At 69.1% G+C, this 15,259-nt stretch carries 14 protein-coding genes; 6 read left to right on the top strand and 8 right to left on the bottom strand.

Annotated elements, in window-relative coordinates; all coding sequences use genetic code 11:
• Positions 1-28 precede the first annotated feature (28 nt).
• Both AC6EKW_RS13625 and proS read right to left on the bottom strand, forming a co-directional pair.
• Complete coding sequence (locus tag AC6EKW_RS13625) at positions 29-916, bottom strand: DUF8814 domain-containing protein (RefSeq protein ID WP_273889359.1); 888 nt, start codon at positions 914-916, stop codon at positions 29-31.
• 171 nt (positions 917-1,087) lie between these two features.
• Positions 1,088-2,518, bottom strand: coding sequence for a proline--tRNA ligase (proS, locus tag AC6EKW_RS13620; protein WP_273889358.1), 1,431 nt, complete (start codon positions 2,516-2,518; stop codon positions 1,088-1,090).
• Positions 2,519-2,641: 123 nt separating this feature from the next.
• Here proS and AC6EKW_RS13615 point away from each other — a divergent pair, with 123 nt between their 5' ends.
• The gene (locus tag AC6EKW_RS13615) at positions 2,642-5,350 is read left to right on the top strand and encodes a UxaA family hydrolase (RefSeq protein WP_498514653.1); all 2,709 of its coding nucleotides are present in this window, start codon (positions 2,642-2,644) and stop codon (positions 5,348-5,350) included.
• A 2-nt stretch (positions 5,351-5,352) separates the two neighbouring features.
• Here AC6EKW_RS13615 and AC6EKW_RS13610 read toward each other — a convergent pair whose 3' ends face one another.
• Genes AC6EKW_RS13610 through AC6EKW_RS13600 form a run of 3 tightly spaced genes read right to left on the bottom strand, consistent with a single transcriptional unit; the run spans position 5,353 to position 7,879 of the window.
• The gene (locus tag AC6EKW_RS13610; protein ID WP_273889356.1) at positions 5,353-6,312 is read right to left on the bottom strand and encodes a GGDEF domain-containing protein; all 960 of its coding nucleotides are present in this window, start codon (positions 6,310-6,312) and stop codon (positions 5,353-5,355) included.
• A 14-nt stretch (positions 6,313-6,326) separates the two neighbouring features.
• Positions 6,327-7,595 (bottom strand): serine--tRNA ligase, encoded by a 1,269-nt coding sequence (serS, locus tag AC6EKW_RS13605; protein WP_273889355.1) that lies wholly within the window; start codon positions 7,593-7,595, stop codon positions 6,327-6,329.
• Between the two features lie 44 nt (positions 7,596-7,639).
• A complete protein-coding gene (locus AC6EKW_RS13600; RefSeq protein WP_273889354.1) occupies positions 7,640-7,879 on the bottom strand; it encodes a hypothetical protein in 240 nt (79 codons plus the stop codon).
• Between the two features lie 83 nt (positions 7,880-7,962).
• On the opposite strand from AC6EKW_RS13600, the gene AC6EKW_RS13595 reads away from it, so the two are divergent.
• From AC6EKW_RS13595 to larE, 3 genes are read left to right on the top strand one after another with little or no spacing between them, the layout of a single operon-like run.
• Complete coding sequence (locus tag AC6EKW_RS13595; protein ID WP_273889353.1) at positions 7,963-9,204, top strand: beta-ketoacyl-[acyl-carrier-protein] synthase family protein; 1,242 nt, start codon at positions 7,963-7,965, stop codon at positions 9,202-9,204.
• Positions 9,205-9,777, top strand: coding sequence for a peroxiredoxin (locus AC6EKW_RS13590; RefSeq protein WP_273889352.1), 573 nt, complete (start codon positions 9,205-9,207; stop codon positions 9,775-9,777). It abuts the gene before it with no gap.
• Between the two features lie 29 nt (positions 9,778-9,806).
• Entirely contained in the window at positions 9,807-10,664 is an 858-nt protein-coding gene (gene larE / locus AC6EKW_RS13585) for an ATP-dependent sacrificial sulfur transferase LarE (RefSeq protein ID WP_273889351.1), read from the top strand.
• On the opposite strand, the gene AC6EKW_RS13580 is transcribed toward larE, so the two are convergent.
• On the bottom strand, positions 10,661-11,542 hold the full coding sequence (locus tag AC6EKW_RS13580; protein ID WP_498514652.1) for a PAC2 family protein: 882 nt from the start codon (positions 11,540-11,542) through the stop codon (positions 10,661-10,663). The two genes, larE and AC6EKW_RS13580, sit on opposite strands and share 4 nt — an antisense overlap.
• Before the next feature lie 23 nt (positions 11,543-11,565).
• The gene (gene aat / locus AC6EKW_RS13575) at positions 11,566-12,138 is read right to left on the bottom strand and encodes a leucyl/phenylalanyl-tRNA--protein transferase (protein ID WP_273889349.1); all 573 of its coding nucleotides are present in this window, start codon (positions 12,136-12,138) and stop codon (positions 11,566-11,568) included.
• 105 nt (positions 12,139-12,243) lie between these two features.
• On the opposite strand from aat, the gene AC6EKW_RS13570 reads away from it, so the two are divergent.
• Together AC6EKW_RS13570 and AC6EKW_RS13565 are read left to right on the top strand one after the other, a co-directional pair.
• Positions 12,244-12,672 (top strand): Fur family transcriptional regulator, encoded by a 429-nt coding sequence (locus tag AC6EKW_RS13570; RefSeq protein WP_273889348.1) that lies wholly within the window; start codon positions 12,244-12,246, stop codon positions 12,670-12,672.
• A complete protein-coding gene (locus tag AC6EKW_RS13565) occupies positions 12,669-13,715 on the top strand; it encodes a HoxN/HupN/NixA family nickel/cobalt transporter (protein WP_498514651.1) in 1,047 nt (348 codons plus the stop codon). Before AC6EKW_RS13570 ends, AC6EKW_RS13565 begins: the two co-directional genes overlap by 4 nt.
• 18 nt (positions 13,716-13,733) lie before the next feature.
• Here the strand turns inward: AC6EKW_RS13565 and AC6EKW_RS13560 are convergent, their stop codons facing one another.
• The gene (locus AC6EKW_RS13560; RefSeq protein ID WP_273888796.1) at positions 13,734-15,221 is read right to left on the bottom strand and encodes a carboxypeptidase M32; all 1,488 of its coding nucleotides are present in this window, start codon (positions 15,219-15,221) and stop codon (positions 13,734-13,736) included.
• Positions 15,222-15,259: the final 38 nt, after the last annotated feature.

The following is a 15,259-nucleotide window of genomic DNA, read 5'->3' as shown; positions in this document are numbered from 1 at the left end:
AAGCATCATCGCCCCGCGGTCAAGGAGGTTAGTGTCCGACCCAGGGGTAGTAGACCGTGATCCTGGCGTTCTCGTAGGTCGCGAGGCCGAGCCGGTGGGCGACGGCCGGGGTTATGTCTATGCCGGCGGGGTTGGCAACGGTGCGGCCGAACTCGTCCTCGCCCTGGTTGTAGTTCCGGCAGTAGGCGGCTTTGGCCTCCGGCACGCCCCGGGGGAGGTTGCGCCACATGGTGCGGTACCTGCTGCTCTGCCAGTAGTTGTCGCGGGTGTTCCACGGCCCGACCTCCTTCACCCGCACCCAGACGCTGCGTCCACCGTAGCTCAGGCGGACCCTGAAGCCGCCTTTCTGTTTGAGCGCCCGGTGCGGCAGTGCGACCTCGAAGTTGGTGTAGCCGTTGTACTGGGTGGCGTAGACCCTGTCGGTGACCCCCAGAGAGGATCTGGTGTTGTACGTGAGCCGCGTGTAGCCCCCGCAGTTCTGCCGCACCGCCTGGTTCCACCGGCTCCCGAGCCAGCTTCTCAGGGCGGGGCGCTCCCGGGCGGGGACGAGCCCCAGGATCTCGGCTCTGGCCCGCTCCTCCGCCCGGCTCACCCGGCGGTTGTACGCGGAGACGACGACGGCATCTCCGCTGCGGGCCATGGAGTTCCTCCCGGCTCCCAGGACCCGCTCGCTCCGGGCGTAGGCGCCGGCGATGGCGCGGTTCTCGCGCCGGACGGCGAGCAGGAGCTCTCTCTTCTTATCGCCGTTCAGCCCGAACTCCTTCTCGAGCGCCGCCACGGTCTTCCGGTCGGAGAGCAGGTAGGGGATCACAGGCTTCCCCGCCGGGGGAAGCGCGGGCCGCTGGCGCGCCTCGACCTTTCGGTCCGAAGTCGCGAGCACGACGGCGGAGAGCGAGACGGCGAGCGCGAGGGCCATGACCCAGAACAGCCTTGCTCGGGCGCGGAGAGGTCCGGGTCGCCCGAGAGCACCACGAAGGTCGTGCACTTTTCCCCCCTCCAAGGGTACTAAGTTCTATGAATAGAACTCCGCTTACAACGTGCGTTCGGGAATCCTAGCCGCCCTCCGTGCCCCGGTCAAGTGGCGGGCCTAGTAGGCCCGGGCGAAGACAGCTGTCTTCCCCGGCCGGCCGGAGACCGGGTCTTTGCCCTCCTCCCGCTCGAAGGGCAGGAGGCGGATCGTCGCCTTCGTCTCCTCCTTTATCCGCTGCTCGGTCTCTTCGGTGCCGTCCCACGGAGCGACGACGAAGCCGCGCTTCTCGGCGATGGTCTCCTTCATCTGCTCGTAGCTCTCGACGTGGCGGGTGTTCTCCTCGAGGAACGAGCGCGCCTGACGCAGCATGTTCTCCTGGATCTCCTCCAGGAGCTCCGGCAGCCGCCGCGTCAGCCCTCTGCGGCCCGCGAACTCCTTCTCGCCGGTGTCGCGGCGCACCAGGACGACCTGGTCCTTCTCGATGTCCTTCGGCCCGAGCTCGATGCGCACCGGCACCCCCCGTACCTCGTGCTCGTTGAACTTCCAGCCGGGGGAGTGCTCCTCGTCCAGGTCGGCCTCGACCCTCAGGCCGGAGCCCTCGAGCTCCGAGAGGAGCTTCCGCGTCTCTTCGAGCACCGCTCCCTTGCTCTTGCCCCGGTAGATCGGGACGATGACCGCCTGGGTGGGGGCCAGGCGCGGCGGGAGCTTCAGCCCCCGGTCGTCGCCGTGGACCAGGATGAGCGCCCCGACCGCCCGGGTGGAGAAGCCCCACGAGGTCTGGTAGGGGTAGACCCGCTCCTGGTTCTCGTCCAGGAAGGTGATGTCGAACGCCCTCGCGAAGTTCTGCCCGAGGTCGTGGCTGGTGGCGGCCTGCAGCGCCCGCCCGTCGCCCATCAGCGCCTCGCAGGTGAACGTCTCGACGGCCCCGGCGAAGCGCTCCGAGGGGCTCTTCGCCCCGGTGAGTACCGGGATGGCCGCGGTCTCGGCGTAGAAGTCCCTGTAGACCCCGAGCATCCGCAGGGCCTCCTCGCGGGCTTCCTCCGCGGTGGCGTGCACCGTGTGGCCCTCCTGCCAGAGAACCTCCGTAGTTCGCAGGAAGGGCCGGGTCACCTTCTCCCAGCGCACGAAGTTGGACCACTGGTTTATCAGGATGGGCAGGTCGCGGTAGGAGTCGATCCATTTGCGGTAGAAGTCGCAGATTATCGTCTCGGAGGTCGGGCGGACGGCGATGGGTTCCTCGAGATCTTCGCTCCCGGCCCGGGTCACCCAGGCCACCTCGGGGTTGAATCCTTCGACGTGCTCGGCCTCCTTCTTCAGGTAGCTCTCGGGGATGAACAGCGGGAAGTAGGCGTTGGTGTGGCCGGTCGCCTTGAAGCGGTCGTCGAGATCCCGCTGCATCCTCTCCCAGATCGCGTACCCGTAGGGTCTTATCGCGAAGGTTCCGCGCACCGGGCCGTAATCGGCGAGCCGGGCCATCCGGATCACGTCCAGATACCAGCGGCTGGAGTCTTCGCTCTTCTTGGTGAGCCTCTCGACGACTTCGGCCATGCGCGTCTCCTCTCTCGATGCGAGCCTGCCCTGCTGGGTGAAGAGTATATCTTCCGGGCCCCGGCCCCCGCATCCGGGTTACACTGGAGCCGGTAACGTCGGGGAGAGAGGAGGGGCGCCATCTTGGGTGCGTACGAGCGGGTTGGCTTCGAAGAGGTCGGACGTCTCCCGGACCCTCGGGACAACGCTGCGATCGCCGTGCGCACCCTGAAGGCCGGGACGCGGGTCATGTGCGGCGAAGATGAGATCGTGATCCGGCACACCGTACTCGAGGGGCACCGCTTCGCCGTGCGCGCCATCCGGAGTGGGGACCCGCTCCTCTCCTGGGGGCTCCCGTTCGGGGAGGCGGTGCGCGGGATACCGCCCGGAGGGTACCTGTGCAACGAGAAGATCCTGCGGGTTCTGAGAGAGCGGCGCGTGGGCTTCGGGCTCCCGCGGGAGGCCAACTTCACCGACGCACCGCTTATGCCCTACCGGCTCGACGAGGAGCGCTTCCGCCCGGCGGAGCAGGTGCCTCTACACCCGGATCGCGCCACGTTCTACGGGTACCGGCGTGGCGGCGGACGCGGGGTCGGGACCCGCAACTACGTCGTGGTCCTGGGGATAACCTCGCGCACCGGCTCCTTCGCGAAGGCTCTGGAGCGCAGGATGAGGGCGGCCGCCGGCGGGCATCCCGGCCTGGACGGCGTCGTCGCCGTCGCGCACACCGAGGGCGGCGAGGACCGCACGCCCAACAACCTCGACCTCCTGCTCCGGACGCTCGCGGGGTTCATGGTCCATCCCAACGTCGGGGCCGTGCTCGCGGTGGACGAGCCGGGGGCGCCCGTGACCGGCGAGATGGTGCGCCGCTACGCCTGGCAGGGAGGCTACCCGCTCGGCGACGTCCCGCACCGCTTCATGACGCTCGATTGTCCCTTCGAGACCGGGCTGCGGCGGGCGGAGAAGATCGTCGCGGGCTGGCTCGGGGAGGTGGGACGCGCCCGGCGCACCGAGGAGCCGCTTTCGGGGCTCAGGGTCGCGCTGCAGTGCGGGGGCTCCGACGCCTTCTCCGGCGTCTCGGCCAACCCGCTCGCCGGATGGGTGGCGAAGGAGGTGCTCCGGAACGGCGGGAGCGCGAACCTGGCTGAGACCGACGAGCTGATCGGGGCGGAGGAGTACGTCCTCTCGCGGGTGCGCGACCTCGATGTCGCCCGCCGCTTCCTCTCGATGGTGGAGAGGTTCGAGGAGCGCGCCGCCTGGCACGGGCACACCGCCGAGGGCAACCCCTCCGGCGGGAACAACCTCCGCGGGCTCTACAACATCTCCATAAAGTCCATCGGGGCGGCGCGCAAGAAGGACCCGGAGGTCAGGCTCGACGAGGTCGTCGAGTACGGCGAGAGGATGGACGCACCGGGCTTCTACTTCATGGACAGTCCCGGCAACGACCTGGAGAGCGTCGCCGGTCAGGTCGCCTCGGGGGCGAACCTGATCTTCTTCACCACCGGCAACGGCTCGATCACCAACTTCCCGTTCGTACCCACCATCAAGTTCGTCACCACCACGGGCCGCTACCGGCTGCTCGAGGACGAGATGGACGTGAACGCCGGGGCCTACCTGGACGGCACCCCGATGGAAGAGCTCGGCCGCAGGACCTTCGATCTCACCCTGCGCGTCGCATCCGGAGAGAGGACCGCCGGGGAGAGGGCCGGGCACTCCCAGGTCTCGATCTGGCGCGAGTGGAGGCAGACCGGCCCGGGGAACCTCGACCGTCTTTTGGATTCGCCCACCCCGGACGGCGAGCCGCTCGCGGTGGTGGGCTCCCGGCCCTCCGGGGGATGGACCTACGAGGCCGTGCGGGGCGGGCGCGGGCCCGCCGCGGACAGGGTCGGGCTCATCATGCCGACCAGCCTGTGCTCGGGGCAGATCGCGCTGCGCATCGCGCAGAAGCTCGACGAAAGCGGCCTCGGCGAGGGGAAGCTCTCCCGGTTCGTCGCGCTGCCGCACACCGAGGGGTGCGGCGTCTCGGGCGGCTCCTCCGAGGAGATCTACGGCCGCACCGTCCTCGGCTACCTCGCCCATCCGCTCGTCGGAGCCGCTTTGCTCCTGGAGCACGGCTGCGAGAAGACCCACAACGATTACTTCCGGGCGCTCCTCTCCTCCCGCGGGCTCGACCCGGAGGCGTTCGGCTGGGCGAGCATCCAGCTCGACGGCGGGATAGAGCGTGTGACGCGCCGCGTGGAGGAGTGGTTCGAGGCGGCGCTCGCGGGGATGGGGGAGATGGAGGGCTTCGAGGTCGGGCTAGAGAACCTCCGTCTGGGGCTGCATGCCGCAGGGCCCCTCTCCGAGGGAGCGGCGCTCGCGCTGGCCGGTGTGACGCTCGCGGTGATCGGGGCGGGAGGGACCGTGGTGGTGCCGGGGCGCGGAGCCCTGCTCGAGAGCCGGGCCTACCGCCAGGCGGTTCTCGGGGATGTGAGGCCCCGCATCACCCTCGCCTACGGACAGGTCGCGGAGAATCCGGGGCTGCACGTGATGGAGACACCGACCACGCACTGGGTCGAGACCGCGACCGGGATGGGTGCGACGGGGGTGGAGGTGATGCTCGCGCACGTGGCGGGCCGCCCGCTGCAGGCGCACCGGATGATCCCGCTGGTGCAGGTCTCCTCCGACCCGGGGACGGTAGAGTGGTACGCGGAGGACCTCGACGCGGTGCTCGCGGGGGATGCAGGGAGGTGGACCGAATCGCTGATGGAGGCGATCATGCTGGTCGCCTCCCGCCGCTACCTGCCGAAGCTCTTCGGGAGGGGGAATGTCGCCTTCCAGCTCACGCGGGGCCTTCTCGGCGTCTCTCTGTAGGGTCAGCCGGGCTGCCGGGCCATCTTGCGCGCGTAGAGCCTGCGGTCGGCGGCGGCGTAACACTCCTCCCAGCTCGTTCCGTCCTCACCCCAGACTGCGATCCCGGCGCTGGCCGTCACCCCGCCGGCGGCGAGATGTTCCTCCAGCCGACGCGCCGCGTGGTGCGGGCTGCCCGGTGCGGCCGCGCTCTGCAGGATCACGAACTCGTCCCCACCCCACCGGCAGGCGATCCCGCTGCCGCCGAGGTGCTCGCGCAGCAGGCGAGCCGTCTTCCGCAACAGGCGGTCTCCCTCCGGGTGGCCGAGCTCGTCGTTGGTCTCCTTGAGGTTGTCCAGGTCGACGACCCCGATGAGCAGGGCGGGGTGGCCGCCGGAGGTGGTCCCGGCGATCCGTTCCAGAAACCCCCGCCGGTTCCACAGCCCGGTCAGGAAGTCCCGCTCGCTCGCCTCCTCCGCGGCCCGGCGGGCGGAGATGAGCTCCAGAACCAGCGAGGTCTGCACCGCGCACAGGGATACCAGATCCCCGTCGTCGTCCTGTGCGCGCCGGGCGCGGCGCAGCACCATCGCCCCCACGCGCTCCCCGCGGAAGGTGAGCGCCCAGGAACCTCCCTGTTCCACGCCCCAGCGCTCCCAGTCGGAGCGTACCTCCGGCGGGACCTCGGAGAGGTCCATCCAGCGCTCGCTCAACCCGGAGAGCGCCCCCGGGGTTTCATCCTGCCGGACCACCCGGCGTGCGATCTCCTCGCGCCTCCCCGAGAGCACCCCCCACGGCTCGTACACCTGCAGAGGGCCCGCCGGTTCGCCCAGGATCGATCCCCGGCGGTAGACGAAGTAGCCGGTATCCACGCCGAAGACCTCTCTTAGCACGCTGGAGGCGGCCCGGAAGAGCTCTCCCTCGTCGGCCGCCTGCGACCAGGTGCGGGAGCGTCGGATCAGCGCGCCCGCCGGATCCCGCTCCGGCATCGGATGCCCCCGCGCTACTTCATCCCTATGCGCTCGAAGCCTGCGTAGGGGACGAGCTTCTCCGGGAGCACCACCGAGCCGTCCGGCTGCTGGTGGTTCTCGAGCAGCGCGATCAGGGCGCGGCTGACCGCTATCGCGGTGCCGTTCAGGGTGTGCAGGAGCCTGGGGGACCCCCCATCGGGGCGGTAGCGGATCCGCAGCCGGCGTGCCTGGTAGTCGGTGGTGTTCGAGGTGCTGGTGACCTCGCCGTAGTCGCCCCGGCCAGGCATCCAGGCCTCGACGTCGTACTTCCGGTAGGCGGCCCCGCCGAGATCCCCGGTGCAGATGTCCACCACCCGGTAGGGGATCTCGAGGTTGCGGAAGATCTCCTCCTCCGTTGCGAGCATCTCGCGGTGCATCTCCTCCGAGCCCTCGGGCGTGGTGAACGCGAACATCTCGACCTTGGTGAACTGGTGCACCCGGTAGAGGCCCCGGCTCGCCCGGCCGTGGGAGCCGGCCTCGGTGCGGAAGCAGTGCGAGAGCCCGGCGAAGCGCAGCGGGAGATCCCCCTCCTCGACGATCTCGTCCTGAAGCTGGGCGGCGAGGGTTATCTCGGCGGTCGCGATGAGCGAGAGGTCGGTGTCCTCGACCGAGTAGATCTGGGTCTCCGGCCCGCGCGGGATGAAGCCGGTCCCGACGAGCGCCTCGTCGCGGGCCAGATCCGGGGTTATGGCGGGCTCGAAGCCGCGCGCCACGAGCACATCCAGCGCGTAGCGCACGAGCGCGAGCTCGAGCAGGACCGCCTCGCCGCGCAGGAAGTAGAACTTGCTGCCGGTCGTCTTCGCTCCGGCCTCGAAGTCGATGATCCCCAAGGACTCCCCGATCTCGACGTGGTCCTTCGGCTCGAAGTCGAACTCCTTCGGTTCGCCCCAGCGGCTGATCTCGACGTTCTCGGTGTCGTCCTTCCCGATGGGGGCGTCGGGGTGGGTCATGTTCGGGATCTTGAGCTGCTCCTCGCGCAGCCTCTCCTCGACCTCCGCCAGCTCCTGCTCCCTCCTCGGGATCTCGTCCTTCAGGGCGCGCGACTCCTCTATGAGCCTCTCTCGGGCTGCGGGGTCTCTCTCCCTGCCGATGCACTTGGCGAGCTGGTTCTGGTTCTGTCTCAACTCGTTCAGATCGGTTATGAGCTTCGAGCGCCGCCCGGCGAGCTCGACGACGAGGTCCACGTCTGCCTCGACGCCCCGGTTCCTGCAGTTCTCTTTCACCGCCGGTGCGTTCTCGCGGATGTATCTGAGATCCAACATCGAAAGCTCCCTCCGAGCGGATTGCAGCCACTTCTACCGTGACCCTATCCTAGCCGCGGGCCGGTGGCGCCGCCAGGGCCGTCCTCCCTCTCCGGCGCCCGTCCGAAGTAGACGGGGCGCCTCTCGGCGGCATACCGCATCACCGCCCGGCCCGCCTCTTCGCGGGAGGGCGTGGCCAGTATGAGGGTCCCCGAACGGCTCCCCGGACCGTCGAGCACCACCGCGAGCCACATCCCCGGGTATCTCCGCGCGAAATCGTCCACGGTGCCGTGCTCGCCTTCCATCGTGGATACATTGTAGCGGCGGGGTAAGCCCGGCTGCGGGATGCTAAGATTGACGGCTGGGTTTGGCGCTCTTTGGAGGTTTTATGCACAACGGTCGTCCGGCGGCGTACATAACGGGAATAGGTGTCGTGAGCCCGGTCGGCGTGGGGCGTGAGGACTTCTGGAAGGCCCTGCTCGCGGGCGAGAGCGGGGTCGGTCCGATCACGCTCTTCGACGCCTCGGATTTCGCCGTGAGGATCGCCGCCGAGTGCCGCTCCTTCGACCCGAGGGACTTCATGGACCGCAAGGTGGTGCAGAGGACCGACCGCTTCACCCACTTCGGTCTCGCGGCCTCGAAGCTCGCGCTGGACGACGCCGGGGCCTGGGGGGAGCTCGAGAGCAACCCCGAGCGGGTCGGGCTGGTCCTCGGCAGCGGCATCGGCGGGGTGGCGAGCATGGAGGAGACCCAGCGCACGATGGACACCAAGGGTCCCACCCGGGTCAACCCGTTCGCGGTCACCAAGATCATGCCGAACGCCGCGGCGGCGCACGTCGCGATCCAGTACGGCGTGCAGGGACCCTCAGCCTCCCCGGCGCTCGCCTGCGCCTGCGGCACCGACGCCCTGGGCTTCGGGTTCGACCTGATCCGACGCGGGGACGCGGACATGGTGCTCTGCGGCGGCACCGAGGCCGTGATAACGCCGGTCTTCCTGGCGGGGTTCATCTCGATGCGGGCGATGAGCGACCTCAACGACGACCCCGAGGGGGCCTGCCGGCCCTACGACCGCGACCACCGGGGGTTCGTGCTCGGGGAGGGGGCGGCGGTCTTCGTCCTGGAGAGCGAGGAGTCCGCCGCGCGCCGCGGCGCCGACCCCTACGCGAAGGTAACCGGGGTCGGGCGCACCACGGACGCCTACAGCACCGTCGACCCGGACAGGGAGGGGCGCGGGATCCTGCGGGCGATGCAGCTCGCGCTGGAACGGGCCGGGGTCGAGGGCGGGCGCGTCGGGTACATCAACCCCCACGGTGCGGGCACCCCGGCCGGCGACGGCCCCGAGTCGCGCGCGATGTACCAGATCAACCCGAACGCCATGGTCTCGGCGACGAAGTCGACGCTGGGGCACGCGATGGGGGCGACGGGCGCGATAGAGGCCTCGGTGTGCGCGCTCGCGCTCAAGGAGAGGACGGTCCCGCCGATGCGCAACCTCGAAGAGCTCGCCCCCGACTGCGCGAAGCTCGACTACGTCGTGGACGAGCCGCGAGAGGCCCCCGACCTCGAGGTCGCCCTCTGCGCCAACCTCGGCGTCGGCGGACACAACGCGGCGGTCGTGCTGGAGAGGGTGTAGGTGGCGGGCGGCTACGAGCATCTGCCGGAGGACCTGCCCGTCCCCGAAGACGACGGCGCCTGCGACCACCTCCCCGGTGCGCGGGTGCCGTCCCTCGCCCTTCCGGCCACCTCCGGGGAGAGGGTCGATCTCTCCTCGCTCCCGGGAACGACCGTCGTCTACTGTTACCCGATGACCGGACGCCCCGGCGCGCCGCTGCCCGAGGGGTGGGACAGTATCCCGGGCGCCCGCGGCTGCACCCCGGAGTCCTGCGGTTTCCGCGACCACCACGATGAGATCCTGGCCCTCGGGGCCCGCGTCTTCGGCCTGAGCACCCAGGACACCGACTACCAGCAGGAGGCGAAGGAGAGGCTCGCCCTGCCGTTCGAACTTTTGAGCGACGAGGGGCTGGGCTTCTGCCGCGCGCTCGGGCTCCCGACCTTCGAGGTGGAGGGGATGGTCCTTATAAAGCGTCTCACCCTCGTGGTGCGCGACGGCAGCGTCGAGCACGTCTTCTACCCGGTCTTCCCGCCGGACGCCCACGCGGGGGAGGTCGTGCGCTGGCTCTCAGGACGTGGTGCGGTAAAACAGTGACCGTAGGCCGGACGGAAGGAGGGTGCCAGGTGCCGGACCACGACTTCTCTCCCCAGGAGCTCGAGCGCAGGCTGCAGCAGCTCGAAGGGATCGTCCGTCCCCACGGGAGCGCGCTCGTCGCGTTCTCCGGCGGGGTGGACTCCTCGCTCGCGCTCGCGGTCGCCGCGCGGGCCCTCCCGAAGGAGCGGGTGCTCGCGGTCACCTCGGACAACGAGACCTACCTGCCCTCGGAGCTCGAGGAGGCCAGGCGGTTCGTCGCCTCGCTCGGGGTCGAGCACGTGATCATAAACACCCGCGAGCTCGACGACCCCAACTACGCGAGCAACCCGACCAACCGCTGCTACTTCTGCAAGAGCACGCTCTACACCGACCTGAAGAAGATCGCCGAGGAACGCGGCTACGGCTGCATCGTGGACGGCGCGAACGCCGACGACGAGGGCGACTGGCGGCCCGGAAGGAAGGCCGCCCGCGAGCTCGGGGTCCTCTCCCCGCTCTCCGCGGCCGGGATGGGCAAGGAGGAGGTGAGGGCGCTCGCGCGTCACCTCGGGCTCCCCACCTGGGACAAGCCCGCGCTCGCCTGCCTCTCGAGCCGCTTCCCGTACGGGCAGGAGATAACCCCCGAGAAGCTCGCCCAGGTGGCCCGGGCGGAGGAGTTCCTGCGCCGGGAGGGCTTCCGGCAGGTGAGGGTTCGCCACCACGGCGAGATCGCCCGCCTCGAGGTCGGCGAGGAGGAGATGGAGCGGGCCTTCGCGATGCGCGGGGAGATCTCCACGGAGCTCAAGAAGGCCGGCTTCCTCTACGTCGCGCTCGATCTCTCCGGGTACCGCTCCGGCAGCCTCAACGAAGGGCTGAAGAGGAAGAAGAGGAGCCTGCCCGTCCTCTCCTAGCCGTCCTCCCCGCGCTGGTTGCGCAGGAAGTCCTCGAGCTCCCGGGCGAGATCGTCTCCCGAGGGTATGTTCGGCTCCCCGGGCCCCTGCGCGTCGTAGCGCTCCTCGAGCATCCTGACGTAGGAGGTGAGGTCCGGATCGCGTGCGACGGCGGCGGAGACCTGCTCCTGATACTCTTCGGCGGATTTGCGCAGGTTGCCGACCTCCACCTCGACCCCGAGCAACTCGGAGAAGCTCTCCAGGAGGGCGAGCGCCGCCGGGGCGGAGGGGACCGCGGGCAGGTAGTGCGGCACGGAGGCCCAGAAGCTCACCGAGGGCAGCCCGGCGTCGGCGCACATCCGGTGCAGTACGCCGGTTATCCCCGTGGGGCCCTCGTATTGTGAGGGGCTGAGGCCGAGCCCTTCTATCAGCGCGGGATCCTGGGAGTTGGCGTTCACCGCGATCGGGCGCGAGTGCGGGACGTCGGCGAGCAGCGCGCCGAGGGTGACGACCATCTCGACGCCGAGCTCTCGCGCGAGCTCCACCACCGTGCGCGAGAAGGTCCGCCAGCGCAGGTTCGGCTCGGGACCGGAAAGGAATACCGCTCCGCGCCCGCCGGCGGCCTCGACGCTGCGGGACGTGGCCCACAGGACGTTCTCCGGCCACTCTATCTCGCGCGTTATGCCGTCGATGAGCTTTATCTGCGGCCGGGTGGCCTGGAAGTCGAAGAACTCCTCGCTCTCGAAGCGGCCGATGCGCTCCGCCCCCCACGAGCTGCCGAGCGTGGCGACCGCGACGCTCGCCGCCTCGGCCGCGTCGTTCCAGCCGGTGAAGGCGCACACGAGTACGGGGCGTTCCAGATCCGGTCTCCGGTCCAGCTTGAGATATCTCTCGTCCATGGGGCTAGCTTACCACGCCGGCCTCACACGAAGCTCCTCCGGAGCCCGAGCGCTTCTTCGAGCCGCCTCATGTACTCGGCCTCCGGGATCTCGGTGGCACCCATGCGGGCGAGGTGGTCGTTCTGGATCTGGCAGTCGAGCAGCACGTACCCGCGCTCCTCGAGCCGCTCCACCAGATGCACCAGGCAGACCTTCGAGGCGTCCGGCATCCGGCTGAACATCGACTCGCCCATGAACGCCCCGCCGAGCGTGACCCCGTAGAGCCCCCCGACGAGCTCGCCTTCCCGGTAGGCCTCGACGCTGTGCGCCAGACCCCGCTCGTAGAGCCCCAGGAAGCCCTCTATGATCTCCTCGCCGATCCAGGTCTCGGGCCGGTCGGCGCAGCCCCGGATCACACCCTCGAAATCCTCGTCCACCCGTACCTCGTACACCCCTTTGCGCAGCACGCGCGCGAGCGACTTCGAGACGTGCAGATCCCCGAACTCCAGCACCGCCCGCGGGTCGCAGCGGTAGAAGCGCACCTCCCCGGACTCGTCCGCCATCGGGAAGGCCCCCTGCCGGTAGGCCAGCTCCAGCAGCTCCGGACTCAGACGCAATCCGCCTCCGATCTCTCGCGCTCGTTGACCCCGCGAAAATTCTAAATCCTCCCCGACCGAAGACCCTTGCGCAAAGACCAGGCTTCTGCAAATAATTCGCACACAATGGCCGGGAACATAGACGAGACGCTGCGCGAGCGGGGTTTGAGGGTCACGCCGCAGCGGGTCAGGATCTGGGAGGTTCTGGCCGGCTCCGGCGGGCACCTCACGGCGGAGGAGGTATGGAGGGAGGTGTCCGGGGCGTTGCCGGGGCTCGAGCTCTCTACGGTCTACCGCTCGCTCGATGCGCTGTGTGATGCCGGGCTCGTGGTGGAGAGCCGTCCACCGGAGGGACCCCGTCTCTTCGAGGCGAGGGGGGAGAGGCACCCGCATCTGGTGTGCAGGGAGTGCGGGGGTGTCTTCCACCCGGAGAGGGAGGCCGAGAGGCGGCTGGTGGAGGTCCTCGGCGAGGTCTCGGGAGGATTCGAGGTGGAGGAGGTGCACCTGGTCGCGGTCGGGGTGTGCTCCCGATGCTCGGGGGAGGAGGCCGGTTGAGGAGCTTCTCCTGGGGCGGGGATGTACGGCTGCGGCTCGGGGGGGTGTTCGGGGTGGCCGGGCTTTTGCACCTCGTGGGGTGGGGGCTTTTGTTTCTCGTCGTCGCTCCGCAGCACCCGAAGATGCTCGGGCTCGGCGTGCTCGCGTACACGCTCGGCCTCAGGCACGCTTTCGACGCCGACCACATCGCCGCGATAGACAACACCACCAGGAAGTTCCTGCAGGAAGGCAGGAAGCAGGTAGGGGTGGGGTTCTTCTTCTCTTTAGGGCACTCCACCGTGGTCGCGGCCATGGCGCTCGCGCTCGCTCTGGCGACCCGTGAGGCACAGAAGGATCTGCCCACCCTCAGGGCCGTCGGCGGGGTGATAGGGACCGCGGTCTCGGGTGGGTTTCTGTACCTGATCGGGGTTTTGAACCTCATCGTGCTGGTCGGGATCTGGAAAGTCTTCCGCGGGATGCGGCGGGGGACGTACGACCGGGAAGAACTGGAGGGCCTGCTCGCCGGGAGGGGGCTCGCCAGCCGCTTCTTCGGCAGGCTCTTCGATTCCATCCGGAGCAGCTACCAGATGTACCCCATCGGGTTGCTCTTCGGGCTCGGGTTCGACACCGCCTCCGAGATAGCTCTGCTCTCCCTCTCGGCCGGAGCCGCCACGCAGGGGATGCCGGTGGCAGCGATTTTGACCCTGCCGGTCCTCTTCGCCTCCGGGATGTGTCTGATGGACACAGCCGACGGGGCCTTCATGGCCCAGGCCTACGGGTGGGCCTTCACCAACCCGGTGCGCAAGGTCTACTACAACCTCACCGTCACCGGGCTCTCGGTCGCGGTGGCGCTCCTCATCGGTACCGTGGAGCTCTTCCAGGTCGCGACTTCACGGGTGGAGCTCGGCGGTTTTCTCGGAGGCCTGCAGCGGCTGGACTTCGGCTATCTGGGGTATGCGGTCGTCGTGGTCTTCCTCGGTGCCTGGGCGGTCTCCTACCTGGTCTGGAGGCTGGGCCGGATAGAGGAGCGCTGGGAGATCCCCCGGGAAGGTGCGGAGGATTGATCCCGGCGCCCCATCCACTCAGAGATCGTAGATCTCTCCGTATTTCCTTTTCAGGTAGGAGACGTAGGGGCCGCTCTCCATCGGGCGTCCGGTCGCGCGCTCGATGAGCTCCCGCGGCTCGTAGCGTCGGCCGTGGCGGTGTATGTTCTCCCTCAGCCAGCCGAGGAGCGTCTCGAAGCGGCCCTCGGAGATCTGCTCCCTTATCTCGGGGTGTGCACTCTCTGCCGCCTCGAAGATCTGAGCCGAGAGCACGTTACCTAAAGTGTAGGTCGGGAAGTACCCGATGAGGCCCATCGCCCAGTGGACGTCCTGCAGCACGCCTCTGGCGTCGCTTCGGGGTGTGAAGCCCAGGTAGCTTTTCGTCTTCTCGTTCCAGACCCCGGGCAGCCCAGAGACCTCCAGGTCACCCTCGAGGAGAGCTGTCTCTATCTCGTAACGGATGAGGATGTGCAGGTTGTAGGTGAGCTCGTCGGCCTCGGTGCGGATCTCGGAGGGGTAGGCGACGTTCGCCGCCCGGTAGAGATCCTCGGCGCTCGCCCCCGCGGCCTGCGGGAAGGTCTTCCCGAACAGCGGTTGGTAGTGGTTCCAGAACTCCCTGCTGCGCCCCACGATGTTCTCCCACAGCCTCGACTGGCTCTCGTGCACCCCGAGGGAGGCGCCGCCCGCGAGCGGGGTGCGGGTGTAGGCGGGGTCGACGCCCTGCTCGTAGAGGGCGTGGCCCGCCTCGTGCAGCGTGGCGAAGAAGTGGTAGGAGAACCATGTGGGGTCGAAGCGGGTCGTGATCCTCACGTCGGCTGGGCCGCCGAGCGAGGTGCAGAACGGGTGCGTCACCCGGTCCTGCCGGCCCCGGCTCCAGTCGTAGCCGAAGTCCGTTATGACGCGGGTGCTGAACTCCTCCTGCTTTCCCTCGTCGAAGCTCCCGCGGAAGGGCTCCTCGCCGGTTGCCTCGCGCGGCAGCTTCTTCACGGTCGGGACGAGCTCCTCCCTGAGCCGGGCGAAGAGCTCGTCCAGCTGCGACTTGCGCATCCCGGGCTCGTAGGCGTCGAGTAGGGCGTCGTAGGGGTGCTCCTCGTAGCCCAGGTGCTCCGCCGCCTCCCGCTGCAGCGCGACCATCCGCTCCAGGTGCGGGGCGAAAAGCTCCCAGTCCGAGTTTGCCCGGGCCTTCTCCCAGGCCCCCTGCGCGAGCGAGCGGGTACGGGAGAGCTCCCCGACCAGCCGCGAGGGGAGCCTCGCCGCCCGTTCGTACTCCCTCCGGGCCACCCGCAGGAAGGCACCCTCCACGGAGATGGGATCCGGGTTGCCGGTCTCCTCCAGCAGAGCCCCGGTCTCCTCCGAGACGAGCATATCGTGCGAGATGCGGCTCAGGGTGGAGAGCTGCTCCGCCCGCGCCGCGAGCCCGCCTTCCGGCATGTGCGTCTGCTGGTCCCAGGAGAGGACGGCCGAGGCGGCGTCCAGGTCGGCTATCGTGGCGAATCGCTGCTTGAGGGAATCGGATATCTCGTTCATGGGGAGAATGCTACCTCACCCGCCCGGTGGATTCGGGG

This window comes from Rubrobacter sp. M3-4 (assembly GCF_059772285.1).
Note: the sequence above shows the minus strand (reverse complement) of the source record. Positions and strands in the feature narration are given on the sequence as shown.

Bases quoted from the DNA above. Each gene is read 5' to 3' on its own strand.
- AC6EKW_RS13625 (WP_273889359.1), bottom strand. From the start codon at position 916: ATGGCCCTCGCGCTCGCCGTCTCGCTCTCCGCCGTCGTGCTCGCGACT.
- proS (WP_273889358.1), bottom strand. From the start codon at position 2,518: ATGGCCGAAGTCGTCGAGAGGCTCACCAAGAAGAGCGAAGACTCCAGC.
- AC6EKW_RS13610 (WP_273889356.1), bottom strand. From the start codon at position 6,312: ATGCCGGAGCGGGATCCGGCGGGCGCGCTGATCCGACGCTCCCGCACC.
- serS (WP_273889355.1), bottom strand. From the start codon at position 7,595: ATGTTGGATCTCAGATACATCCGCGAGAACGCACCGGCGGTGAAAGAG.
- AC6EKW_RS13600 (WP_273889354.1), bottom strand. From the start codon at position 7,879: ATGGAAGGCGAGCACGGCACCGTGGACGATTTCGCGCGGAGATACCCG.
- AC6EKW_RS13595 (WP_273889353.1), top strand. From the start codon at position 7,963: ATGCACAACGGTCGTCCGGCGGCGTACATAACGGGAATAGGTGTCGTG.
- AC6EKW_RS13580 (WP_498514652.1), bottom strand. From the start codon at position 11,542: ATGGACGAGAGATATCTCAAGCTGGACCGGAGACCGGATCTGGAACGC.
- AC6EKW_RS13570 (WP_273889348.1), top strand. From the start codon at position 12,244: ATGGCCGGGAACATAGACGAGACGCTGCGCGAGCGGGGTTTGAGGGTC.
- AC6EKW_RS13560 (WP_273888796.1), bottom strand. From the start codon at position 15,221: ATGAACGAGATATCCGATTCCCTCAAGCAGCGATTCGCCACGATAGCC.